The organism is Paraburkholderia sp. BL10I2N1, assembly GCF_004361815.1.
Classification (GTDB): Bacteria; Pseudomonadota; Gammaproteobacteria; order Burkholderiales; family Burkholderiaceae; genus Paraburkholderia.
The window spans coordinates 800,118-821,386 of sequence record NZ_SNWA01000001.1 but is presented as its reverse complement, the minus strand read 5'-3'; the positions used below and the strand labels follow the sequence as shown (position 1 = coordinate 821,386).

Here is a 21,269-nt window from a genome sequence, read left to right as displayed (position 1 = left end):
CTGGGGCATAGCGCTGGGTCATAGAGCCGAATCACGGCCCTGAGGCGCGAAACAGAGTGGCCCGACGGTTGACGTCCGTCGGGCCGTTTTCATTTCCAGACTGCCGCGCTGCGAGCCGCCGTCATCCGCACTGCTCTAGAATATCGGGATTGCCTACACCTGCATGCCCATGTTCGCTCGACTTCCGCTCTATCTCCGCCTTGTCCGCATGGACAAGCCGATCGGCAGCCTGTTACTGCTCTGGCCGACGCTCAATGCGTTGTGGATTGCATCGGATGGTCATCCGTCGCTGTGGCTGCTGGTCGTTTTCATGGTCGGTACCGTGCTGATGCGTTCGGCGGGCTGCGCGATCAATGACTACGCGGATCGCGATTTCGATCGCTACGTGAAGCGCACCGAAAACCGTCCGATCACGTCGGGCAAGATCAAGGCGTGGGAAGCGGTCGCGCTGGCGGCGGGACTGTCGCTGCTCGCGTTTCTGTTGATCCTGCCGCTCAACACGCTCACCAAGGAGCTTTCGGTGGCGGCGCTGTTCGTCGCGGGCACGTATCCGTTCACGAAGCGTTTCTTTGCGATTCCACAGGCGTATCTCGGCATCGCATTTGGCTTTGGCATTCCAATGGCGTTTGCCGCGATACAGAACCACGTGCCGATGCTCGCGTGGGTGATGCTGCTCGCCAATGTGTTCTGGTCGGTTGCGTACGATACCGAATACGCGATGGTCGACCGCGACGACGATATCAAGATCGGTATCCGCACATCCGCGCTGACCTTCGGCCGCTTCGACGTGCTTGCCGTGATGCTCTGTTATGCGGCCACGCTCGCTATCTACGTCGGCATCGGCATCGTGCTCGGCTTCGGCGTGCTGTACTGGCTAGGCTGGGCGGCTGCCCTGGGCTGTTCGATCTACCACTACACGCTGATCCGCAACCGCGAGCGGATGCCGTGTTTCGCCGCTTTCCGCCATAACAACTGGCTTGGCGGCGCGCTTTTCGTGGGCATTGCCGCGCACTACGCGGCCGCCACTTTCTGACGCCTCGTTGTTGCCTTGTAGCGTGCTTCGGAATCTGAACAGTGGGCCTGATCGACTTTGACCCGATCAGGCGGGCCGATGACGGCCTACTGGCGCCCGAACTCGTCGCCCATTTCTCTCGCCCGCGCGTCGGCAGCCAGTGCGCCACGCACGATGGCATCTTTCACGCCCGACGCATCGAACGATGAGAGCGCGGCGGCTGTCGTTCCGCCCTTCGATGTCACCCGCTCGCGCAACACAGCGGGCGGCTCGTCCGACTGCGCGGCGAGTTGCGCAGCGCCGGTGAACGTTGCGACAGCGAGCGCACGGCCTTGCGCCTCGTCCATGCCAAGCTGGCGCGCGGCCTCTTCCAGCGCCTCGATGAAATAGAACACATACGCCGGGCCGCTGCCGGAAATGGCAGTGACGGCGTCGATCTTCGCTTCATCGTCGAACCACACGGTTTCGCTCACTGCGCCGAGCACCTGCGACGCCAGCGCACGGCCCGCTGCATCCACGCCTGCAGAAGCGAACAGACCCGTTGCGCCCATGCCGATCAGCGCGGGCGTATTGGGCATCGTGCGCACGATGCGCGCGTGCCCGTTCAACCAGCGAGACATGTCCTCGACGCGGATGCCTGCAGCGATGCTGATGACGAGTTGCGTGGTCGAGAGATGCGGTGCGATGCTTTCGGCGACGCTCTTCAGGACTTGCGGTTTCACGGCCAGCAGGACGGCGTCGAACGACCCCAGTGCGGTGTCTGCGGAGGCACCGGTGCGAATGCCGAACTGCTGCTCATTGCGCCTGCGTACGTCTTCGTTCGGGTCGATCGCATACAGGTCCGCCGGCGCGACGCCGCGCTTGACCAGACCCCCGATGAGCGCAGCAGCCATATTGCCGCCGCCAATAAAGGCAATTTTCATGATGTTCCGTGATGAGTTCAGTTTGAGTAGTCGCGTGCGCCGAAGATCGCCGTGCCCACCCGGACGAGAGTCGCGCCTTCGAGTACGGCGGCTTCGAGGTCGCCCGACATGCCCATCGACAACGTGTCGAGCGCGAGTCCGTCCGCGCGCAGCTGGTCGAACAGTTCGCGCAGCCTGCGATGGGGTGCGCGCTGCTCCTCGATGCCGCCGGCCGGTTCCGGAATCGACATCAGCCCGCGCAGGCGCAGCCCTGGCAGCGTGGCAATGGCGCGGGCAAGTGCCGGGGCCTCAGCGGGCGCGACGCCGCTTTTCGACGCTTCGCCGCTGACATTGACCTGTAGGCACACGTTGAGCGGCGGCAGGTCGTGCGGACGCTGTTCCGAAAGACGCTCGGCGATTTTCAGCCGGTCGACCGAATGAACCCAGTCGAAATGCTGTGCAACCGGCTTCGTCTTGTTCGATTGCAGAGGACCGATGAAATGCCATTCGAGCGCGGCGCGCAGATCGGCAAGCGCTTCGATCTTGGTGATCGACTCCTGGACATAGTTTTCGCCGAATGCGCGCTGACCGGCGGCGTGAGCCGCGCGTACGGCTTCGGCGGGAAACGTCTTCGAGACGGCGAGCAGGACCACGGAGCGCGGGTCACGGCTGGCGACCTGGGCGGCGAGGGCGATGCGCTGATGTACCGCGTCGAGATTGTGTGCGAGATCAGGCATAAAGCAGAAGAACAGACGGCGAGAGCGATGTACCGGATTATACGGACGCCGCTCCGCCATGCCGACCTGGCCGGATGGCCAGGTGCAAAGCGTCACGCGGACAGCATATGCTCGACGAGTTCGATCCAGTGCGTGACCGGTATCGACGTGCCGCTTTGCAGATGTGCGATGCAGCCCACATTCGCCGACACGATTATCTGCGGCTCCACTGCATGCAGCCGTTCGAGCTTCTGGTTGCGTAGCCGGTAGGAGAGCGCTGGCTGCGTCAGCGAGTAGGTGCCCGCCGAGCCGCAGCACAGGTGGCTGTCGGCGGGCAGGCGCACTTCGATGCCGAGCGCGCCCAACAGTTGCTCGACGTTGCCGCGAATCTGCTGGCCGTGTTGCAGCGTGCATGGCGGATGGAACGCAACGGTGTGGATCGCGCGGCGGCGCGTGAGCGCAGTGAGCGATTCCTCGAAGTCGGGCAGGATTTCGCAGATGTCGCGCGTCAGCTCGACGATGCGGCGCGCCTTGTCGGCGTATGCGGGGTCGTCGCGCAACAGGTGGGCGTATTCCTTCACGGTTGCGCCGCAACCGGACGCGTTCATCACGATCGCTTCCACGCCTTGCTCGACGTGGGGCCACCACGCGTCGATGTTGGCGCGAATGTCGTCGAGGGCTTCGTCGTTGTAGCCGAGGTGCAGTCGGATCGCGCCGCAGCAGCCGGCCTCGGGCGCGACGACCGTTTCGATACCCAGCGCATCGAGCACGCGCGCAGTCGCGGTGTTGATGTTCGGCATCATCGAGGGTTGCACGCAGCCGGCCAGCATCAGCATCTTGCGCGGATGCTTTGCGCTCGGCCATTCGAGTAGACGCTGGCGCGCGGGCACCTTGTCGCGCAGCTTCTTTGGCAGCAGCGGACGGATGCGCTGGCCGAGCCGCATCGCTGGCGTGAAGAGCGCGCTGTTGGGCACGAAGCTCGCCAGCACACGGCGCAGCAGCCGTTGACCGGGCGGTCGCGTCACCTGCTCTTCGACGACCTTGCGGCCGATCTCGACAAGACGCCCGTATTGCACGCCCGACGGGCACGTCGATTCGCAGTTGCGGCACGTCAGGCAGCGGTCGAGGTGAGTTTGCGTGCTGCGTGTCACCGGGGCGCCTTCCACCATCTGCTTGATCAGGTAGATGCGTCCGCGCGGGCCGTCGAGTTCATCGCCCAGCAGTTGATAGGTGGGGCAGGTTGCCGTGCAGAAACCGCAATGCACGCACTTGCGCAGGATGGCGTCGGCTTCGACGCCGTCGGGTGTGTTGCGAATGAAGTCCGCGAGGTTTGTTTGCATCGCGTCGCTCAGAAGTCGGGGTAGAGCCGTCCGCGATTGAAGATGCGGGCGGGGTCGAAGGCGGTCTTCAGGCCGCGGTGGATTTTCATCAGCGGAGCGGGCAGCGGGGTAAATACGCCTGCGTTGCGATCGAAGCCGTGGCCGGCGCGGAAGATCGTCGCGTGGCCGCCCGCCTGTTTGGCACTGATGCGCACGGTCTGAGCATCGGCGTCGGTGATCCACCAGCGTTGTGAGCCGCCCCATTCCATCAGTTGCGCGCCGGGCAGCTGCAACGGCTCGGTGATGGAGGGCAGTGCGAGCCGCCATAACGCGGCTTTCGGCGCGATCGCCGCAAAAAACGGATCGGTCTGTTCGCGCAGGCCGGCCCAGAAGCGCTCCGCCTCGACCGCGTCGACCACTTCACCACCGAGCGCCGATCGTGCCGACTTGACCGCCGCTTCGGCGCCGCCCAGTCGCAGCGCCAGGGTTCCGTGGCGCCAGGCGCTTGCGGTGATGGGTAACGGATGGCCACCCCATTCGTTGAGCTTGCGGACGGCGTCCGTGCCGTTCATGTCGAACTTGAGCGTAGCTTCGGCGACCGGGCGAGGCAGCACCTTCACCGACAGTTCAAGGATCAGACCAAGTGTGCCGAGCGAGCCGGCCATCAGCCGCGCGACGTCGTAGCCCGCGACGTTCTTCACGACCTGCCCGCCGAAGCGCAACACCTGGCCCTGGCCATTCATGACGACCGCGCCAAGCACGAAGTCGCGCGCAGCCCCCGCAGACGGCCGGCGCGGCCCGGCGATGCCGGCCGCGATGCAGCCGCCAAGCGTGGCCTGCGGGCCGAAGTGCGGCGGTTCGAACGCGAGCATCTGATGATGCTCGGCGAGCGCGGCTTCGATCTCGAGGAGCGGCGTGCCCGCGCGCGCGGTTATGACCAGTTCGGCCGGATCGTACGCAATGATGCCGCGATGCGCGCGCGTGTCGAGGATATCGCCTTCCAGGGTCTGCCCGTACCAGTCTTTGGTGCCCCCGCCGCGAATGCGCAGCGCGCGTCCTTCGTCGCTGGCCGAACGGATCCGTTCGGACCAGACGGCGACGATGTCGTCCTCTTCCATGGCGTCCTGCGTCGTTGTGTTTCGTTCGATTGTACCGGGCGGGGCCGGTCTGGCAAGCCGGAGCGGACCCGCATCGGGTAATCAGGCGACAAAACGGCAGAGATGACGCGTGTGGGGCTGCCGTCACGACGGCGCGGGCCGCGTGTGGGTCGGGCCGGTTGTCTGGTGCGGAACCGGCGCGCATGGGTTGGCGCGAGCCCACGAAGGGACTCGCGGAAACCCCCGCCACAGTATTTCCTGCAAACCGCTGCGGCCGCTAGAAGCGCTCCAGTTCCGGGTGCGGCAGCAAGCCGCCGCGCACGTGCATCTTGCCGTATTCGGCACAGCGGGCGCGCGTCGGGATGCCCTTGTCCGGATTCAGGAGGCCGGGTGGATCGAACGCGCGTTTCACCGCATGGAACGTGTCGCGCTCCTCCGGTGAGAACTGCACGCACATCGAATTGATCTTCTCGATACCGACGCCGTGTTCGCCCGTGATCGTGCCGCCCAGCTCGACACAGGTCTCGAGAATGTCCGAGCCGAACGCCTCCGCGCGGTGCCATTCGTCCAGATCGTTGCCGTTGAAGAGGATCAGCGGGTGCATGTTGCCGTCGCCGGCGTGGAAGACGTTGATGCAGCGCAGCCCGTACTTGCGCTCCATCTCTTCTATCCGCGCGAGAAGCGGGCCGATTGCGCGGCGCGGCACGGTGCCGTCCATGCAGTAATAATCCGGTGAGATGCGCCCGGCAGCTGGAAACGCATTCTTGCGTCCCGACCAGAACTTGAGCCGCTCGCTTTCCGTGCGGGAAATCTGGATTCGCGTTGCGCCGCATTCGCGCAGGACCGCGGTCATGCGGACGATTTCTTCAGCGACTTCCTCAGGCGTGCCATCCGATTCGCATAGCAGGATCGCCGCCGCATCGAGGTCGTAGCCCGCGTTGACGAATTCCTCGACGGCGCGCGTCGCAGGCTTGTCCATCATTTCGAGGCCGGCGGGAATGATGCCTGCCGCGATGATGCCGGCGACTGCATCGCCGCCTTTCACGACGTCGTCGAAACTGGCCATGATGACCTGCGCGGTTTGCGGCTTCGGGATCAGCTTGACCGTGACTTCGGTGACGATCGCGAACATGCCCTCGCTGCCGATCAGCACCGCCAGCAGATCCAGCCCCGGCGCATCGGGTCCGAGCGAGCCGAATTCGACGATTTCGCCTTCCATCGTGACGGCGCGTACGCGCAGCACGTTGTGTACCGTGAGGCCGTACTTCAGGCAGTGCACGCCGCCCGAATTTTCCGAGACATTGCCGCCGATCGTGCAGGCGATCTGCGACGAGGGGTCGGGCGCGTAGTACAGCCCGTAAGGCGCGGCTGCTTCTGAGATCGCGAGATTGCGCACGCCGGGCTGGACTGTCGCGGTGCGTGCATACGGATCGACCTCGACGATCTTACGAAAACGCGCGAGCGATACCACGACCCCGTGCCGGATCGGCAGTGCGCCGCCCGACAGGCCGGTGCCCGCACCGCGTGGCACGATGGGGACGTCGAGCCGGTGGCAGATCTGCACGATCCGCTGCACCTGCGACTCGGTTTCCGGCAGCACGACCGCGAGCGGCAGCCTCCGGTATGCGGCGAGGCCGTCGCAATCGTAGGCGACCGTGTCTTCTTCGCGGTACAGCAGGCAATGTGTCGGCAGCACGGCCATCAGCGCCTGCACGACGTCGCGCTGGCGTTGCGCGAGCACTTCGGGTGAGAGTTCGCCGGGTGCGTTCATGTCTCCTCCTTCTATGGGCGCGCGGTCGTGTGAAGCCGGTTCGCCCGTCGGGTCATGCCGCCCAGGAAAAAATCTTGCCCGGGTTCATCAGGTTGTGCGGATCGAGTGCGTGCTTGATGGCGCGCATCGTATCAACCGTGTCTTCTCCGTGTTCTTCGAGCAGGAAATCCATCTTGTGCAACCCGACGCCATGCTCGCCAGTACAGGTGCCGTCCATCCGTAACGCCCGCTCCACAATCCGGTGATTGAGCCGTTCTGCCTCGACGAGTTCCTCGGGCTTGTTCGGGTCGATCAGGATTGCAACGTGGAAATTGCCATCGCCGACGTGGCCGACGATCGGGCAGGGCAGAGGCGACGCCTTCAGGTCGTGCTCGGTCTCGACGACGCATTCCGCGAGGCGTGAGATCGGCACGCAGACGTCGGTCGTGACCGCGCGGCAGCCAGGCTTGAGCTGCAGCATCGCGAAGTAGGCGTTGTGGCGCGCATTCCACAGGCGGCTGCGGTCTTCGGGGCGCGTGGCCCATTCGAAGCCTTCGCCGGCGTTCTGCGCGGCGATTTCCTGTACGAGTTCGGCCTGTTCTTTTACGCCGGCTTCGGTGCCGTGAAACTCGAAGAAGAGCGTGGGCGCCTCGCGCAGCGTCAGATTCGAATGCCGGTTGATCGAGCGGATCGCAAGCGAATCGACGAACTCGACGCGTGCAATCGGCACGCCGATCTGGATTGTTTCAATGACGGCGCGCACCGCGTCGCCCATCGACGGGAACGTGCACACCGCCGCCGAAACGGCCTCGGGCTGCGGATAGAGCCGCACGGTGATTTCGGTGATGATGCCAAGCGTGCCTTCGGAGCCGACGAAAAGGCGCGTCAGGTCATAGCCCGCCGATGATTTGCGGGCACGCGTGCCGGTCTTGATGACACGGCCGTCCGCAAGCACGACCGTCAGCCCCAGGACATTCTCGCGCATCGTGCCGTAGCGCACGGCATTGGTGCCCGACGCTCGCGTCGCCGACATGCCGCCGATGCTCGCATCCGCCCCGGGATCGATCGGAAAGAACAGGCCCGTTTCGCGTAACGCTTCATTGAGCTGCTTGCGCGAGATGCCGGGTTCGACGGTGACAGTCAGATCTTCCGCATTGATCGACAGCACCTGATTCATCCCGGACAGGTCGACCGACACACCACCCTGCACCGCCAGCAGATGCCCTTCGAGCGAAGACCCATTGCCGTAGGGGATGACCGGCACGTTGTACCGGGCGCACAGCTTCACGATGGTCTGCACTTCTTCCGTCGTGCGTGCGAAGACGACAGCGTCGGGTAACTGCGGATCGAATGGTGATTCGTCGCGGCCATGATGGGCGCGCACGGCGTCGGAAATCGAAACGCGTTCGGCAAAAGCAGCCTTGAGCGAAGCAAGCAGTTCAGCGGGGAACGGACGGCGCAGCGATGCCGGCGGCACGGGATGATTCACGCATGTCTCCTGAAGGCGGGCAGCTATGGTGCTGGTTGGTTCATTTTACGCCGATACCCTTGCGGCGGGCGCGGCCGCCGGCGGGGAACCTATAATGGCGGCGACGGCACGATGCGTGTGCGCAATGCATCGACTTCCGACAGGCAGCGTATCGACAGGAGGCATCATGGGCAACCGTTTGAGCAAGATCGCCACTCGCACTGGCGACGACGGCACCACTGGTCTTGGCGACGGTCGCCGCGTACGCAAGGACGACGCGCGCATTGCCGCCGTCGGCGACGTTGACGAACTGAACTCGAACATCGGCGTGTTGCTGTGCGAAAAGCTGCCAGGGGATGTGCGTGACGCATTGATCGCCATCCAGCATGACCTGTTCGATCTGGGCGGCGAACTTTGCATACCCGGCCATACGATGATCGCCGACACACATCTGGCCCAGCTCGACACCTGGCTTGCCGACTACAACGCGGCTTTGCCGCCACTAAAGGAATTCATCCTGCCCGGCGGGTCCCGCAGCGCTGCACTCGCGCACGTCTGCCGGACCGTGTGCCGTCGTGCTGAACGATCGATTGTCGCGCTTGGCCAGGTCGAGACGGTCAACGCGGCGCCGCGTCAGTATGTGAATCGTCTGTCGGATCTGCTGTTCGTGCTGGCTCGCGTGCTGAACCGCGTGGATGGTGGCACCGATGTGCTTTGGCAGCATGACCGCGGGGCGACATAGGCAGGCGTGCGGCAACTGCATGGCGGGCGCGAGGTAGCGGCGAGTCATCAGTGAAGGTACTAGAACAGTCCAGATCGGCCGCGTCGCAGGGCGCGAATCAACCGATCGCGAGCGTGACCGGCTTGCCGATGCGGCTCATCATTTCCACGAGGGTGTCAATGGTGAATTTTGCCGTCTTCCTGTTGACCACATCGGAGACACGTGGCCGCGAGACCATGAGAATCTCTGCGGCTTCTGCCTGCTTCAGATGATGCTGTTCGATCCAGCTCGACAGCTCGGTCATCAACTGTTCTTTCAACAGCCGGGTGTCGTTGATCTGCTTCTGCGATGCGGCGTGAAGACGCTCTGCCTCGTCCGGCGGGAAGCCGAGCTCCAGGAACAGATTTGTCCCCGGCTTCGTGACGTGGCGGACCTTGGTGTCGATCGTCATTGCTGTACCTCTCTAAAGTTGGCCACGGCGCGATAGCGCACCGCGGCAATATCCCTGTCCTGTTTGCTGGTTGCCTGCGTGGTTTTCCTGAAGCAATGCAGGACGTACACCGCTTTCACGAATTTCGCTACATACATCACGCGATAAATGCCGTCGCTTTCCCTGATGCGTATTTCGCGGGTGCCGGCACCGACCGCATCGAAAGGCTTCCAGTCGTCTGGATCCAGACCCGCCTGCACCTTACCCAACTGGAATCCGGCCTGCCGCCGTGGCTCATCGGGGAATGCCAGCAGGTCGGCATAAGCGGAGCCCACCCAGCGAATCTCTTTTTCCTGCTCCATGGACACCCTCTATGTATAAAATCTTATACGCGACTCCGGATACGGTCAAGAAACATCCGATCCGACCATTGGCAGTCACGATAAAGGGGCGATGCATGGGCAACAATTCGCCCATCCGGCCAACAAAAAGCCCGGCGGGGGGCCGGGCCTGTTACTGCCGGATGAGGCGCTGACCGCGCTCAGTTTCCGCTTCCGCGTGCGACACGGCGCTGTTTTACCGCTTCGGCGAGCCCTTCCAGTACGCCGACGCTTTCGTCCCAGCCGATGCAGGCGTCCGTGATGCTCTGACCGTACGTCAGCGCGCAGCCTTCCTGCAGGTCCTGGCGACCCGCGACAAGATGGGATTCCACCATCACGCCGACGATCCGTTCGTCGCCCGCCGCGATCTGGCGGCCAATATCCGCGCACACCGGAATCTGGTTTTCGTGCTTCTTCGAGCTGTTCGCGTGGCTTGCGTCGATCATCAGACGCGCGGCGAGCCCGGCCTTGCCGATGTCGGCGCACGCGGCATTCACGCTGTCCGCGTCATAGTTCGGCGTCTTGCCGCCGCGCAGGATGATATGGCAGTCCTCATTGCCGGCCGTCGAGACGATGGCCGAATGGCCCCCCTTCGTGACCGACAGGAAATGGTGCGGTTGCGACGCGGCCTTGATCGCGTCGACGGCGATCTTCACGTTGCCGTCGGTGCCGTTCTTGAAGCCGACCGGGCAGGACAGTCCCGAAGCAAGTTCGCGATGCACCTGTGACTCGGTCGTGCGTGCGCCGATTGCGCCCCACGAGATCAGGTCGGCGATGTATTGCGGGCTGATCATGTCGAGGTATTCGGTGCCGGCCGGCAGGCCGAGTTCGTTGATACGCAGCAGCAGTTCGCGTGCGGTGCGCAGGCCGTCGTTGATCTTGAAGCTGTTGTCCATGTACGGGTCGTTGATGAGACCCTTCCAGCCCACCGTGGTGCGCGGCTTTTCGAAGTACACGCGCATCACGATTTCCATCTCGCCTGCGAAGCGTTTGCGTTGCTCGACCAGACGGCCCGCGTACTCGAGTGCAGCCTTCGTATCGTGAATCGAGCACGGCCCGACGATCACGATCAGCCGGTCGTCCATGCCGTGCAGGATCCGGTGCATCGCCTGACGTGCGTTGTAGATCAGGTTCGACACGTTTTCGTCGAGCGCGAATTCGCGGATCAGATGCGCGGGCGGCGTCAGTTCTTTCAATTCGCGAATGCGGACATCGTCAGTATTGTGCGGGGGCATGGTCGTTCTCCTGGATCTGGTTTGTAGCGTGTTCGTGCGGACACAAGCAGGACGGCCGCAGCGGACTCAATTCAAAATTCGGTTCAAAAATGCAAAAAAAGGTTCGACAACAAAAGCGGAAACTGGCGAAAAATCAGCTAACAGCGGTTGTGAGTGACGAAAAAAAACCGCCAGACTCGCTGGCGGTTTTTCGGGAATTCTCGGTGTCTTGCGTGCACTAACACCCCTCTCGATCCGCCAGCGGTCTGAGATGCCAGAAAAAATAAAAGTAAAACCTGGTGGCGGACATGGCGAGAAAAAGGTCGCTCATCGAAAAAGGTTGACTGGCTTTATAACCTGCTCAGGCTCGGGTGACAAGCTAGGGCATCAAAAAATGCGGATAATCCGCACATTTCGCGCAAAATTTGCGCGAAATGTGCGTGATCATTCGATCAGACCGTTCCGCCGACCGTCATCCGGTCGATGCGCAGCGTCGGCTGGCCGACGCCGACCGGCACGCTCTGGCCTTCCTTGCCGCAGACACCCACACCGGTATCCAGCGCCATGTCGTTGCCGATCATGCTGACGAACTTGAGCGATTCCGGCCCGCTGCCGATCAGCGTCGCACCCTTGACCGGATAGCTGATCTTGCCGTTCTCGATCATGTAAGCCTCGGAGGCCGAAAACACGAACTTGCCGTTCGTGATGTCGACCTGTCCACCGCCGAAATTCACCGCATACAGGCCGTTCTTTACCGACCCGATGATCTCCTGCGGATCCTTGTCGCCGTTGAGCATGTAGGTGTTGGTCATGCGCGGCATCGGCAGCGCGGCGTACGACTCGCGGCGCGCGTTGCCGGTCACCGGCATCTTCATCAGGCGCGCGTTCAGGGTGTCCTGGATGTAGCCCTTCAGGATGCCGTCTTCGATCAGCGTCGTGCACTGGGTCGGGTTGCCTTCGTCGTCGATGTTGAGCGAGCCGCGGCGGTTCGGCAGCGTGCCGTCGTCGACGACCGTGACGCCCTTCGCTGCGACCTGCTCGCCGATACGGCCGGCAAACGCCGATGATCCCTTGCGGTTGAAGTCGCCTTCCAGGCCGTGGCCGATCGCTTCGTGCAGCAGCACGCCCGGCCAGCCCGGTCCGAGCACAACGGTCATGGCGCCCGCCGGCGCCGGGCGCGCGTCGAGGTTCACCAGCGCCGCGTGCACGGCGTCGTCGACGTAGCGCGACAGCACTGCGTCGGTGAAATAGCCGTAGTCGAAGCGTCCGCCGCCGCCGCCGCTGCCGATTTCGCGGCGGCCGTTCTGTTCGGCGATGACCGTGACCGACACCCGCACGAGCGGGCGAATGTCGGCGGCCAGCGCACCGTCGCTGCGCGCGACCAGCACGACGTCGTATTCACCGGCGAGGCCCGCCATCACCTGCTTGATGCGCGGATCGCGGCCACGCGCCATCTGTTCGATGCGTTCGAGCAGTTTGACCTTGGCGGTTGCGTCGAGGGAATGCAGAGGGTCGGACGGCAGGTACAGATCGCGCCCGGCGATGCCGGTCAGCGACGACGCCACCTTCACCTTCTGCTTGCCGCCGCCGGCCTTCGCAATCGCGCGGGTGGCGATCGCGGCCTGGCGGATCGCTTCGGGCGACAGGTCGTCCGAATAGGCGAACGCCGTCCGGTCGCCGGACACGGCGCGCACGCCGACGCCCTGATCGATGCTGAAACTACCGGATTTGACGATGCCTTCCTCGAGGCTCCACGCTTCGCTGCGGGTCGCCTGGAAATACAGGTCGGCGTAGTCGATGCGATGCGTGAAGATTTCCGCGAGCGTGCGGGTCAAAACGCCTTCGTCGAGGCCATACGGCGTGAGGAGCACGTCCTTGGCGGTCGCGAGGTTACGGATACCGGGTTCGATGATATTCATGCGGGGTCAGTTCTTCTCGATGCGAGGGATTCGGTTGGGAGCGTGCCTCATGTTCACGTCAGGGTCACTTCACAGTCGCTAGATGGATGGTTGGCGCGCCGCTTTCAAGGTCAGCCCAAGGTCAGCTAAAGGTCAGCTAAAGGTCAGCTAAAGGTCAGCTAAAGGTCAGCTAAAGGTCAGCTAAAGGTCACGTGAGGACGCGGTGCCGCCACGCGGGCAGGCTCTGGCGGACCTCGTCGATGCGGGTGCGATCGAGATTGCCGGCGACGACGCCCGCACCTTCGTCACGTACAGCCACAATTTCGCCCCAGGGGTCGATCAGCATGCTGTGGCCCCATGTACGGCGACCGTTTTCGTGCTTGCCGCCCTGTGCGGCGGCGAGCACATAACATTGGTTTTCGACCGCTCTCGCGCGTAGCAGCGTTTCCCAGTGCGCGCGGCCGGTTGTATAGGTGAAGGCGGACGGCACCACGATCAGCGCGCAGTCGCCCATGCGCCGGTACAGCTCCGGAAAGCGCAGATCGTAGCAGACGGACAGGCCCACCCGGCCAAACGGAGCTTCGAAGGTGCGCACATCTTCACCGGGACAGATCGTGCGCGCCTCGTCGAACGATTCGTCGCCTTTCTCGAAGCTGAACAGGTGGATCTTGTCGTAGCGTGCGACCTCGTTACCCTGCGGGTCGAATACGAGTGTCGTGTTCAGTACGCGCGAAGCTTCCGGCGCCGTCAGCGGCAGTGTGCCGCCGATTATCCAGACGCCGTGGCGCCGCGCCGCATCCGTCAGAAAACGCTGGATCGGGCCATCGCCGTATGCTTCGCGGACTGTCAGCTTGTCCGTGTCCTTGAAGCCCATAAAGCAGAAATATTCGGGCAGCAGCACAAGTTGCGCGCCATCCGCGACGGCTTCCGCGATAAGCCGTTCGGCCTCGGCAAGGTTCCGGTCGCGCTCGGGCGTGCTGACCATCTGCAGCGCAGCGACGCGACAGGTCGATGTTGGGGCGTATTGGTCGCTCATGAGCGTTTTGAAAGACTCCCGGCAAGGCGACGCGGACGGCGCGCCGCGGACTGCAAACCATGGCTATGTCATGAACGGCCCGCCCACCGCGAGAGGACCGTGCAGCAGGGGCCCGATCAGCGCTCAATGGAAGACCGTCGGAGCCGGAGCGGTCATATTACCGCGATCGTCGCTGACCCGCTCGACGTGCGGATGCGCCCAGGAGCCGGTGATCGCATACTCCATGGCGAATATCCTGCTGACCGAGTGATATAGCGCGAAGTCCGCGATCAGTGCGCCGAGTCCGAACAGCGGGTTGACGATCGCGGCCGCGACCACGCCGGCGCCGATGTCCACCGTCGGGATGATGTGGACGCGCAGATCCTGCGTTTCCTGTGCGAGGTCGATGGTGCCTGCCATCCGGGTGCGGGCAGGCGCCATGATCATCTGGAAGTTGTCCGTGCGGCCGATGCCGTTTTCGATGCCCACGGTGCCCGTCACAGTCGAGAATGGCAGGCCTTCACCGATCACATCGCGGAAATTGAGCGTCGCCACGCGCGAGAGGCTTTGCAGGCTCAGCACGCCGAGCAGCCTCGCGAGACCCGGGTCGACTTTCAGGATCTGTCCGTGCCGCAGGTCGACGGCGAGGTTGCCGTTCAGCGTCGGGAAATCGATCACGTTCGGGCTGCCGCGCCAGTTGAGCTCGCCCGACAGCACGCCGGAGCCGCCCTTGAGCACCCGCGGGCGGCCGGCGCGCTCGAGCAACGCGCCAGCGTCGTTGACGTGAAGGACGAAATCGAGTTCGGTGTGGTGCGGCGGGACCTCGTCGGTATTGGCGCCGAGGCTGCGCTCGGTGCGCCAGTTCGCCGTGGCGATCAGCGACGCATCCGGATTGGTGACGTCGAGCTTGTCCAGTTGCCAGACGGGTACGCCGTCTTCCTCGAAATTGTGCGCATCGACTTCAAGCCGACCGAAGTTGTGTTCGCGGACGATCAACTCGTTCACGATCAGATCGATCGACGGCATGTTTCTCGCGGGCGCGGACATGGCCCGGCCGAGCAGGTCGTTCTCTGGCGCCGAGGGAATCACGAGGCGCGCGAGGCGTGCCTGCAGTGTGCCGGGCGAGTCCGGCGTGGCGCCCGGCAGCCACGATGCATGGCCCGAAACCTGATTCGATGCGATGTTCGCCTGCCACTTGTGATCTTCGGTCGATGCGCCGACGATCAGGTTTTCCCAGTGACGCTTGAGCAGCGTCAGTGTGCCGATGTGGACCGCGAAGCGCGTCGGCATGAACTGCACGGCCGTGCTGTTGGGGATGCCGGGCTGTACCGCGTCCTTGCTGCCGCTGCGCATCTGGGCAAAAAGCGCGCGCCACGCGTCGGCGTCCAACTCGTCGAGGTCGACCGCTGCGGTGACGCCCTCGGACGGCGGATCAGCCGGCCTGTTCACGCCGATCGCGCCCCGCACCACGGTCAACGGCCGGTTCGGCTCGTGGCGCAGCAGGTACGCGGCCTTGATCTGTCCGAAAGTCAGGTCGGCGTGCTGTAGACCTGCGTCGGTGGGGCTGGTGGGCGGGTGGAACGTGAAGTGCAGGGGCATCCGCTCGCCGAGCGGCTTGTTGAAAGGTGCGGGGAAGTTGAGCGCGAGGCCGGTCAGGTCGGAGTTCGCGGTGATGTCGGGCAGGCGGCCTCTGGCGCCGCGCATATTCAGATGATAAGGCGCGCTGCCGCTCATGTGCGTGAGCGCCTGTTCGGCCGGGCCGTGCAGGTCGAGGCCACGCGCCGCCTCGACGGCAATCTGGCCGTTGATATCGAATGCATAGGTGCCGTCCTCTCGCAGGCCTCCGTTCGCGTGCACCGCGCCGCCGAGAAAGCGGGCGGACAGCCGGTCGGTCGCTGCGGTGTGCTCCGTGAACCGGACACGGCCGTTGAGTTGCGATAACGGCGGTACGTGATTCATCGTCAGCCGGTTGTTCTGAAAGCCGATCGCGCCTTCGACAGCGATATGCGGTTTCGGCGTGCGCGGCACAGTGAGCTTGAGGGCGAGCGATGCACCGCCTTCGGCGCGGACCTTTTCGCCGGCGTGTTTCGAGAGGCCGCCGAGCGCGCTGTTGTTTGCGTAGTCCAGCATGTCGGCGAGCGGACCGCGGGCGTTGCCCGTGATCACAAGGCTCGACGCTTTCGTTCCGAGATCGTCGATCTTCCCTGCCACCTTCCCGAGTGCGACCCGCTTGTAGCGCGCGCTGTCGACGTCGAATTGCAGCACATTTTCCTTCAGCTGGAACGTGCCGTTGATGTTGTCGAGCGCCGGCCAGACGTTCGGCGTGCCGTTCTTGAGTGTCCTCGGCGGATAGGGCGACGGGTCGAACGTTGCGTTCCTGAACGGCGCGACGATGCGGAAGATGCCGGCGGTCGGATCGCGCGAGTAGGGGAACTTGTCGAGATTGCCATGCACCTCGATCGTCGCGCCTTGTGACGTGCCGGCCTGCAGCCCGTGTCCCAGATAGATGCGCAGTTTTTCGCTGATGCTGGTCGGCAGGTAGCGGACGATGCGCGGCACTGCCGCCCGCTCGAAATCGGCCTTCAGTTCGAGCGCGCCGCGCCCGTGGCCCGGGTTCGTGTAGTAGGCGGTGAGCTTCGCGGCAGTATCGGCGTTGGAAACATGAAAGTCGGGCACGGTTATCGCAACGGACAGGTGCTGCTCGCCCGGTGCCTTTGGCTTGATTTCCCACCTGACGTGGCCGCTCATACGGTCGAACGTGAGGCGCGGATCGTCGAAAACACCTGGCATCGTCACGGCCACATTGGCCGAGTTGAGCACCAGCGCGCCGTGGTTTTCGTCGGCGTCGACGTTGCCCCACAGATTTTCGACCCCCGGAACGCCCGCACGCGGGTGGTTGAGCTTCGTCAGGCCGGGCGGCGGTTCCTGGGCCGCGATGCTGATGCCCTGCAGATCGCCCTTGAACCGGTAACGCAAGATCGGTTGGCCACCTTTCGCACGCTGCTCGGCAATGGCCTCGCCGGATTCGGGTTTTTCGCGCTCGACTTCGATCACATAGTTCGATACCAGCCCGCGCGGATTGAAACGCACGAGTTCGCTTAACAGTTTGCCCTGCAGCGGCAGCGCGCGGCTGAATTCCGCGAGCACACCAAGGTCGACACGATCGCCCTTGACGCTCATCAGCTGGCCAACCTGCACGCTCGGCATGCGGTAGCGGGCGGTCAGCGTCGACAGCGCCAGATTGCGCGTGACCGGCGTGCCGTCATCGAGTGGCGGCTGGCCGAGTTCGGCGTTGAAGTCGCTGAGCTGGAGGTTAAAGTCGCGCTGCTCCAGATTCACTTTCCAGGTGAAAGTTGCAACGGGCACGTCGAGTTTCGGTTGTGTTGCGCGCACGCGCAAGGCGACGTCGCTGCCTGCAAGCTGGCCCTCCGCGGTCCTCATACTGCCTTGCGCAAAGTCAATCCAGATTGAATTGTCGATGCGGCCCGCGGAGACTTCGAACGGGAAACCCACGTAGCGTGCCAGCGTGGGCAGATCGACGGGGCCGGTGGACAGATACGCCTCACCTTTCCAGTTGACCGGCTTGCCGGCGGAAGTCAGCGGCGCGTGACGGAAGTGCGCCCGGAAGTCGAGCGGGCCGTGCAGCACCGTACCCTCGGCGGGGGCCTGGAGTGCGAAGCGGTGTTCGTAACCGTCGTTGAGGATCGCAAGCCGGATGTCCTGCAGCGCAAGCTCCGGGGCGTTGTGCCGCGCGTCGCGCCAGCGGAGCGTGCCGCCACGCAGAATGATCGCCTGTTGCTGAAGCAACCAGGTGGTGAACGTGGCGTTGCCCGTGCGCCGGGTCGGAAGCAGGACGCCGGCTACCGACAGCGCGCCGTCGCTCGACCGTGCAACCAGCAGGTCCGGCTTGTCGACGACGAGGCTCGATAGCACTGGCGCGAGTTGCGCGAGCGATCGCCACGAAAGCGTGGCCGTGGCGTGCGGGATCGTTAGCGCGGTATTGCCGCCGCGGTCGCGGATGGTGAGATTGGTGATGTCGAGGCCAGGCTGGAAGCCTGTCCAGTGCGGTGCGAGCCTGCCGATTCTCAGTTCCGCGTGCAGCTTGTCCGAGACGACGGCTTCGATGCGCGGGCGGAACGCGTCGGCGCGCGGCAGTACGACATAGCGCAAGCTGAGGAAAAGCCCCGCCACGATGAAGTAGAGGACGAGTGCGAGCGCCAGCACCACTCGCAACGTGTGCCGCAGCACCGCATGGTCGCTCCCGCTACTGGGCCTGGCACGTCCGGCTTCTGGCGGGTCGGCGGAATCGTTTCGCTCGGACATGCTGCGACGGGTGGGCGTATGGTAGTTTTGCTGTCTGACGACGAAATGTAACACACGGGCCAGCGCCTACGGGCATCCTTGAATCCTTTGAAAGGTCCGGCCAGCGTGGCTCGCGACGTTCGGGACTTATGTCCGCACGACTCGCGCTTCGCCTGCGCCTCGCGTGTGTCACAACCACCGAAGCAACGAGCGAGCCTGACCTTTGATGACTGACTTCACTCTGACGAGTTCCACCTGGTCACAATACGCTGCGCGCGTCCTCGCCGGCCGTCCCGAACTCGCGTCGCACGTGGCGGCGCTGGCGGAGGCACCTGTTACGCGCGAGCGGATCGACGGGCGGCTGGATGAACTCAGTCACGCGTTGCGCGCCGCGTCCGATGCCCCGCTTACCGAGGAGGCGCTTAAAAAAGCCCTGCGCCAGCTGCGCACGGAGGTCTTTTGTGCCGTGATGGAGCGCGATCTGACACGCAAGGCCGATGTCGCCGAAGTGACCGGTACGATGACCGATCTGGCCGAAGCCACGATCCAGCGTGCGCTCGCGGTGCTGTCTACCGATCTCCTAGTGCTCTACGGCGAGCCGCGCGGCCCTGAGGGCGAGCGGCTCGCACTCGGCGTGGTGGGGATGGGCAAGCTGGGTGGGCGCGAACTGAACGTATCGTCGGACATCGACCTGATCTTCGTCTACGAAGACGACGGCGAGACGGCCGGCGGCCAGCGCTCGCCGATTGCGACGCAGGATTTCTTCGCGCGTCTCGGCAAGCGGCTGATCGCTGCGCTCGCGGAAGTGACCGCGGATGGCTACGTGTTTCGCGTCGACATGCGTCTGCGTCCGAACGGCGATTCCGGGCCGCTGGTGGGCAGCCTCGGCATGCTCGAGGAGTATTTCTATGTGCAGGGCCGCGAATGGGAGCGTTACGCCTGGATCAAGGGGCGGCTCGTTTCCGAGGGCGGCAGCGAAGCCGCACAGCGTCTGTCGAAACAGCTCGACTCCATCGTCACGCCATTCATCTATCGGCGGTATCTGGATTTCGGAGTGATCGCCGCGATCCGGGCACTGCACCTGCAGATTCGCCAGGAAGCCCAACGCCGCGCGTCGATGCGGCCGGACAAGGCCGATGACATCAAGCTTGGCCGCGGCGGCATCCGCGAGATCGAATTCAGCGCGCAGGTGTTCCAGCTGATTCGCGGCGGCCAGGATGCCGGCTTTCGCGTGCGCCCGACGCTCGCTGTGCTGAGGCATGCAGCCGCGCAGGGGCTGATCGCGCCTTCGGTCTGCGCTGACCTCTCGCAGGCCTATCGATTCCTGCGCGAACTCGAGCATCGCCTGCAATACCGCAACGACGCGCAGACGCACGCGATGCCCGTCGACGCCGGCCAGCGCGAACAGCTCGCGCACACGATGGGCTTTGACGATTACGCCGCGCTGATCACGGTACTCAACGGCCATCGCGAACGTGTCGAGCTGCAGTTCGACCAGATTTTCGCCGACAAGGTAAACGGCCGAGACGGCTGCGGTGCGCCCGAAGACGGCGCGGCAGTGTGGGTGTGGAGCAGCGCGCTCGACGACGAGAGCGCCGACGAGGCGTTGCGGGCGCGTCTCGTCGAACTCGGTATCGCGGAGCCCGCGGAACTGCTGGACCGGCTGCGCGCGGTCTGGCGCTCATCGCGCTACACGGGGCTCGGCGAGCGGAGCCGGCAGCGCTTCGACATCGTTGCGCAGCGGGCGCTGGAAGCGGCGCGCACGCTGGAGCCGACCGGGCGGCGCGCGGATACGATCGCGCGTTTCTTCGACCTGCTCGAAGCCGTGAGCCGGCGGGGCGTGTATCTCGCGCTGCTGACCGAATATCCGGTCGCGCTGCATCGTGTGCTGTCGGTACTGGGCGGCTCGCGCTGGGCGGCGGGCTACCTGATCCGGCATCCGCAACTGCTCGACGAACTGCTCGACGACGAAGCGATCGCGAGCCCGTTCGACTGGCCCGAATTCAAACGCACGCTTGGCGCGCGTATCGCGGCGGCTGACGGGGTCGAACAGCAGATGGACCTGCTGCGCCACGCGCATCAGGCGGAAGTGTTCCGGATCCTGCTGATCGATCTGGCGGGACGCCTCTCTGTCGAACAGGTGAGCGACCGGCTCTCGGAACTTGCCGATGCGGTCCTCGATGTGACGCTCGAAGCGGTGTGGAAGCAGGTGGCCAAACGGCATCGCGAGGTGCCGCGCTTTGCCGTGATCGCCTACGGCAAGCTGGGCGGCAAGGAACTGGGCTACGCGTCGGATCTCGACCTCATCTTCCTGTACGACGACCCCGACGACGCGGCGGCCGACGTCTACGCCACGTTTACCCGGCGCCTCATCACCTGGCTCACGATGGCGACCGGTGCCGGCACCCTGTTCGATGTCGATCTGCGGTTGCGGCCAAACGGCGAATCCGGGCTGCTCGTCACCGATCTCGACGCGTTCCGGCGCTATCAGCTGCGTGAAGGCGACGCAGCGAACACGGCATGGGTGTGGGAGCACCAGGCATTGTCGCGAGCACGTTACTGCGCGGGCGACGCCGAAATCGGCGCGCAGTTCGAGGCGATCCGCATCCAGGTCCTGACGACTCCACGCGATGCCGCGCCGCTTGCGAAGGAAATTGTCGAGATGCGCGAGCGCGTCGAGGCGGGGCATCCGAACCGCACCGAGCTGTTCGATCTGAAGCACGATCGTGGCGGGATGGTCGATATCGAATTCACGGTGCAGTACTGGGTACTGCTGCACGCGGCTCGCGATCCGGAACTGATCCGCAATACCGGCAACATTGCGCTCCTGCGCGAAGTGTCGCGCTTCGGGCTGATGAGTGAGGAAGAGGCTGAGACGGTGGGCGCGGCTTACCGGACCTATCGCAAGCTGCAGCACAAGCTTCGTCTCGACGGCATGGAGAAGGCGCGGGTGGAGCCGGAGCGTGTGACGGCCGAGCGAAGAGCGGTGCTGCGTCTCTGGAAGCGGGTGTTTGGCTGAGGACAGGGCCCCTCGGCCGCCACGCG

At 64.3% G+C, this 21,269-nt stretch carries 15 protein-coding genes; 3 read left to right on the top strand and 12 right to left on the bottom strand.

Going from position 1 to position 21,269, the window contains the following annotated elements; genetic code table 11:
• Positions 1–169: 169 nt before the first annotated feature.
• On the top strand, positions 170–1,033 hold the full coding sequence (gene ubiA, locus B0G77_RS03810) for a 4-hydroxybenzoate octaprenyltransferase (RefSeq protein ID WP_133660912.1): 864 nt from the start codon (positions 170–172) through the stop codon (positions 1,031–1,033).
• 86 nt (positions 1,034–1,119) lie between these two features.
• Here the strand turns inward: ubiA and proC are convergent, their stop codons facing one another.
• From proC to B0G77_RS03780, 6 genes are all read right to left on the bottom strand, one after another.
• Positions 1,120–1,935, bottom strand: coding sequence for a pyrroline-5-carboxylate reductase (proC, locus tag B0G77_RS03805; RefSeq protein WP_133660911.1), 816 nt, complete (start codon positions 1,933–1,935; stop codon positions 1,120–1,122).
• Between the two features lie 17 nt (positions 1,936–1,952).
• On the bottom strand, positions 1,953–2,651 hold the full coding sequence (locus B0G77_RS03800; protein ID WP_133660910.1) for a YggS family pyridoxal phosphate-dependent enzyme: 699 nt from the start codon (positions 2,649–2,651) through the stop codon (positions 1,953–1,955).
• A gap of 92 nt (positions 2,652–2,743) precedes the next feature.
• Complete coding sequence (gene glcF / locus B0G77_RS03795) at positions 2,744–3,970, bottom strand: glycolate oxidase subunit GlcF (protein WP_133660909.1); 1,227 nt, start codon at positions 3,968–3,970, stop codon at positions 2,744–2,746.
• An 8-nt stretch (positions 3,971–3,978) separates the two neighbouring features.
• Positions 3,979–5,067 (bottom strand): glycolate oxidase subunit GlcE, encoded by a 1,089-nt coding sequence (gene glcE / locus B0G77_RS03790; protein ID WP_133660908.1) that lies wholly within the window; start codon positions 5,065–5,067, stop codon positions 3,979–3,981.
• Positions 5,068–5,323: 256 nt separating this feature from the next.
• Positions 5,324–6,817 (bottom strand): FAD-linked oxidase C-terminal domain-containing protein, encoded by a 1,494-nt coding sequence (locus B0G77_RS03785; RefSeq protein WP_133660907.1) that lies wholly within the window; start codon positions 6,815–6,817, stop codon positions 5,324–5,326.
• A gap of 52 nt (positions 6,818–6,869) precedes the next feature.
• On the bottom strand, positions 6,870–8,285 hold the full coding sequence (locus B0G77_RS03780; protein ID WP_133660906.1) for an FAD-linked oxidase C-terminal domain-containing protein: 1,416 nt from the start codon (positions 8,283–8,285) through the stop codon (positions 6,870–6,872).
• A 166-nt stretch (positions 8,286–8,451) separates the two neighbouring features.
• Between B0G77_RS03780 and B0G77_RS03775 the strand changes: the two genes are divergently transcribed.
• On the top strand, positions 8,452–9,006 hold the full coding sequence (locus tag B0G77_RS03775) for a cob(I)yrinic acid a,c-diamide adenosyltransferase (protein WP_133660905.1): 555 nt from the start codon (positions 8,452–8,454) through the stop codon (positions 9,004–9,006).
• A 97-nt stretch (positions 9,007–9,103) separates the two neighbouring features.
• On the opposite strand, the gene B0G77_RS03770 is transcribed toward B0G77_RS03775, so the two are convergent.
• From B0G77_RS03770 to B0G77_RS03745, 6 genes are all read right to left on the bottom strand, one after another.
• Complete coding sequence (locus B0G77_RS03770; RefSeq protein WP_133660904.1) at positions 9,104–9,436, bottom strand: XRE family transcriptional regulator; 333 nt, start codon at positions 9,434–9,436, stop codon at positions 9,104–9,106.
• Complete coding sequence (locus B0G77_RS03765) at positions 9,433–9,777, bottom strand: type II toxin-antitoxin system RelE/ParE family toxin (protein WP_133660903.1); 345 nt, start codon at positions 9,775–9,777, stop codon at positions 9,433–9,435. Before B0G77_RS03765 ends, B0G77_RS03770 begins: the two co-directional genes overlap by 4 nt.
• Positions 9,778–9,956: 179 nt before the next feature.
• Entirely contained in the window at positions 9,957–11,030 is a 1,074-nt protein-coding gene (gene aroG / locus B0G77_RS03760) for a 3-deoxy-7-phosphoheptulonate synthase AroG (RefSeq protein WP_133660902.1), read from the bottom strand.
• Between the two features lie 431 nt (positions 11,031–11,461).
• Positions 11,462–12,928, bottom strand: a complete 1,467-nt coding sequence (gene tldD / locus B0G77_RS03755; protein ID WP_133660901.1) for a metalloprotease TldD — start codon at positions 12,926–12,928, stop codon at positions 11,462–11,464.
• Positions 12,929–13,115: 187 nt separating this feature from the next.
• Positions 13,116–13,943, bottom strand: coding sequence for a carbon-nitrogen hydrolase family protein (locus B0G77_RS03750; protein ID WP_133660900.1), 828 nt, complete (start codon positions 13,941–13,943; stop codon positions 13,116–13,118).
• Positions 13,944–14,066: 123 nt separating this feature from the next.
• Entirely contained in the window at positions 14,067–18,245 is a 4,179-nt protein-coding gene (locus B0G77_RS03745) for a YhdP family protein (protein WP_133660899.1), read from the bottom strand.
• A 205-nt stretch (positions 18,246–18,450) separates the two neighbouring features.
• Here B0G77_RS03745 and glnE point away from each other — a divergent pair, with 205 nt between their 5' ends.
• The gene (glnE, locus tag B0G77_RS03740) at positions 18,451–21,243 is read left to right on the top strand and encodes a bifunctional [glutamate--ammonia ligase]-adenylyl-L-tyrosine phosphorylase/[glutamate--ammonia-ligase] adenylyltransferase (protein WP_133660898.1); all 2,793 of its coding nucleotides are present in this window, start codon (positions 18,451–18,453) and stop codon (positions 21,241–21,243) included.
• Positions 21,244–21,269: the final 26 nt, after the last annotated feature.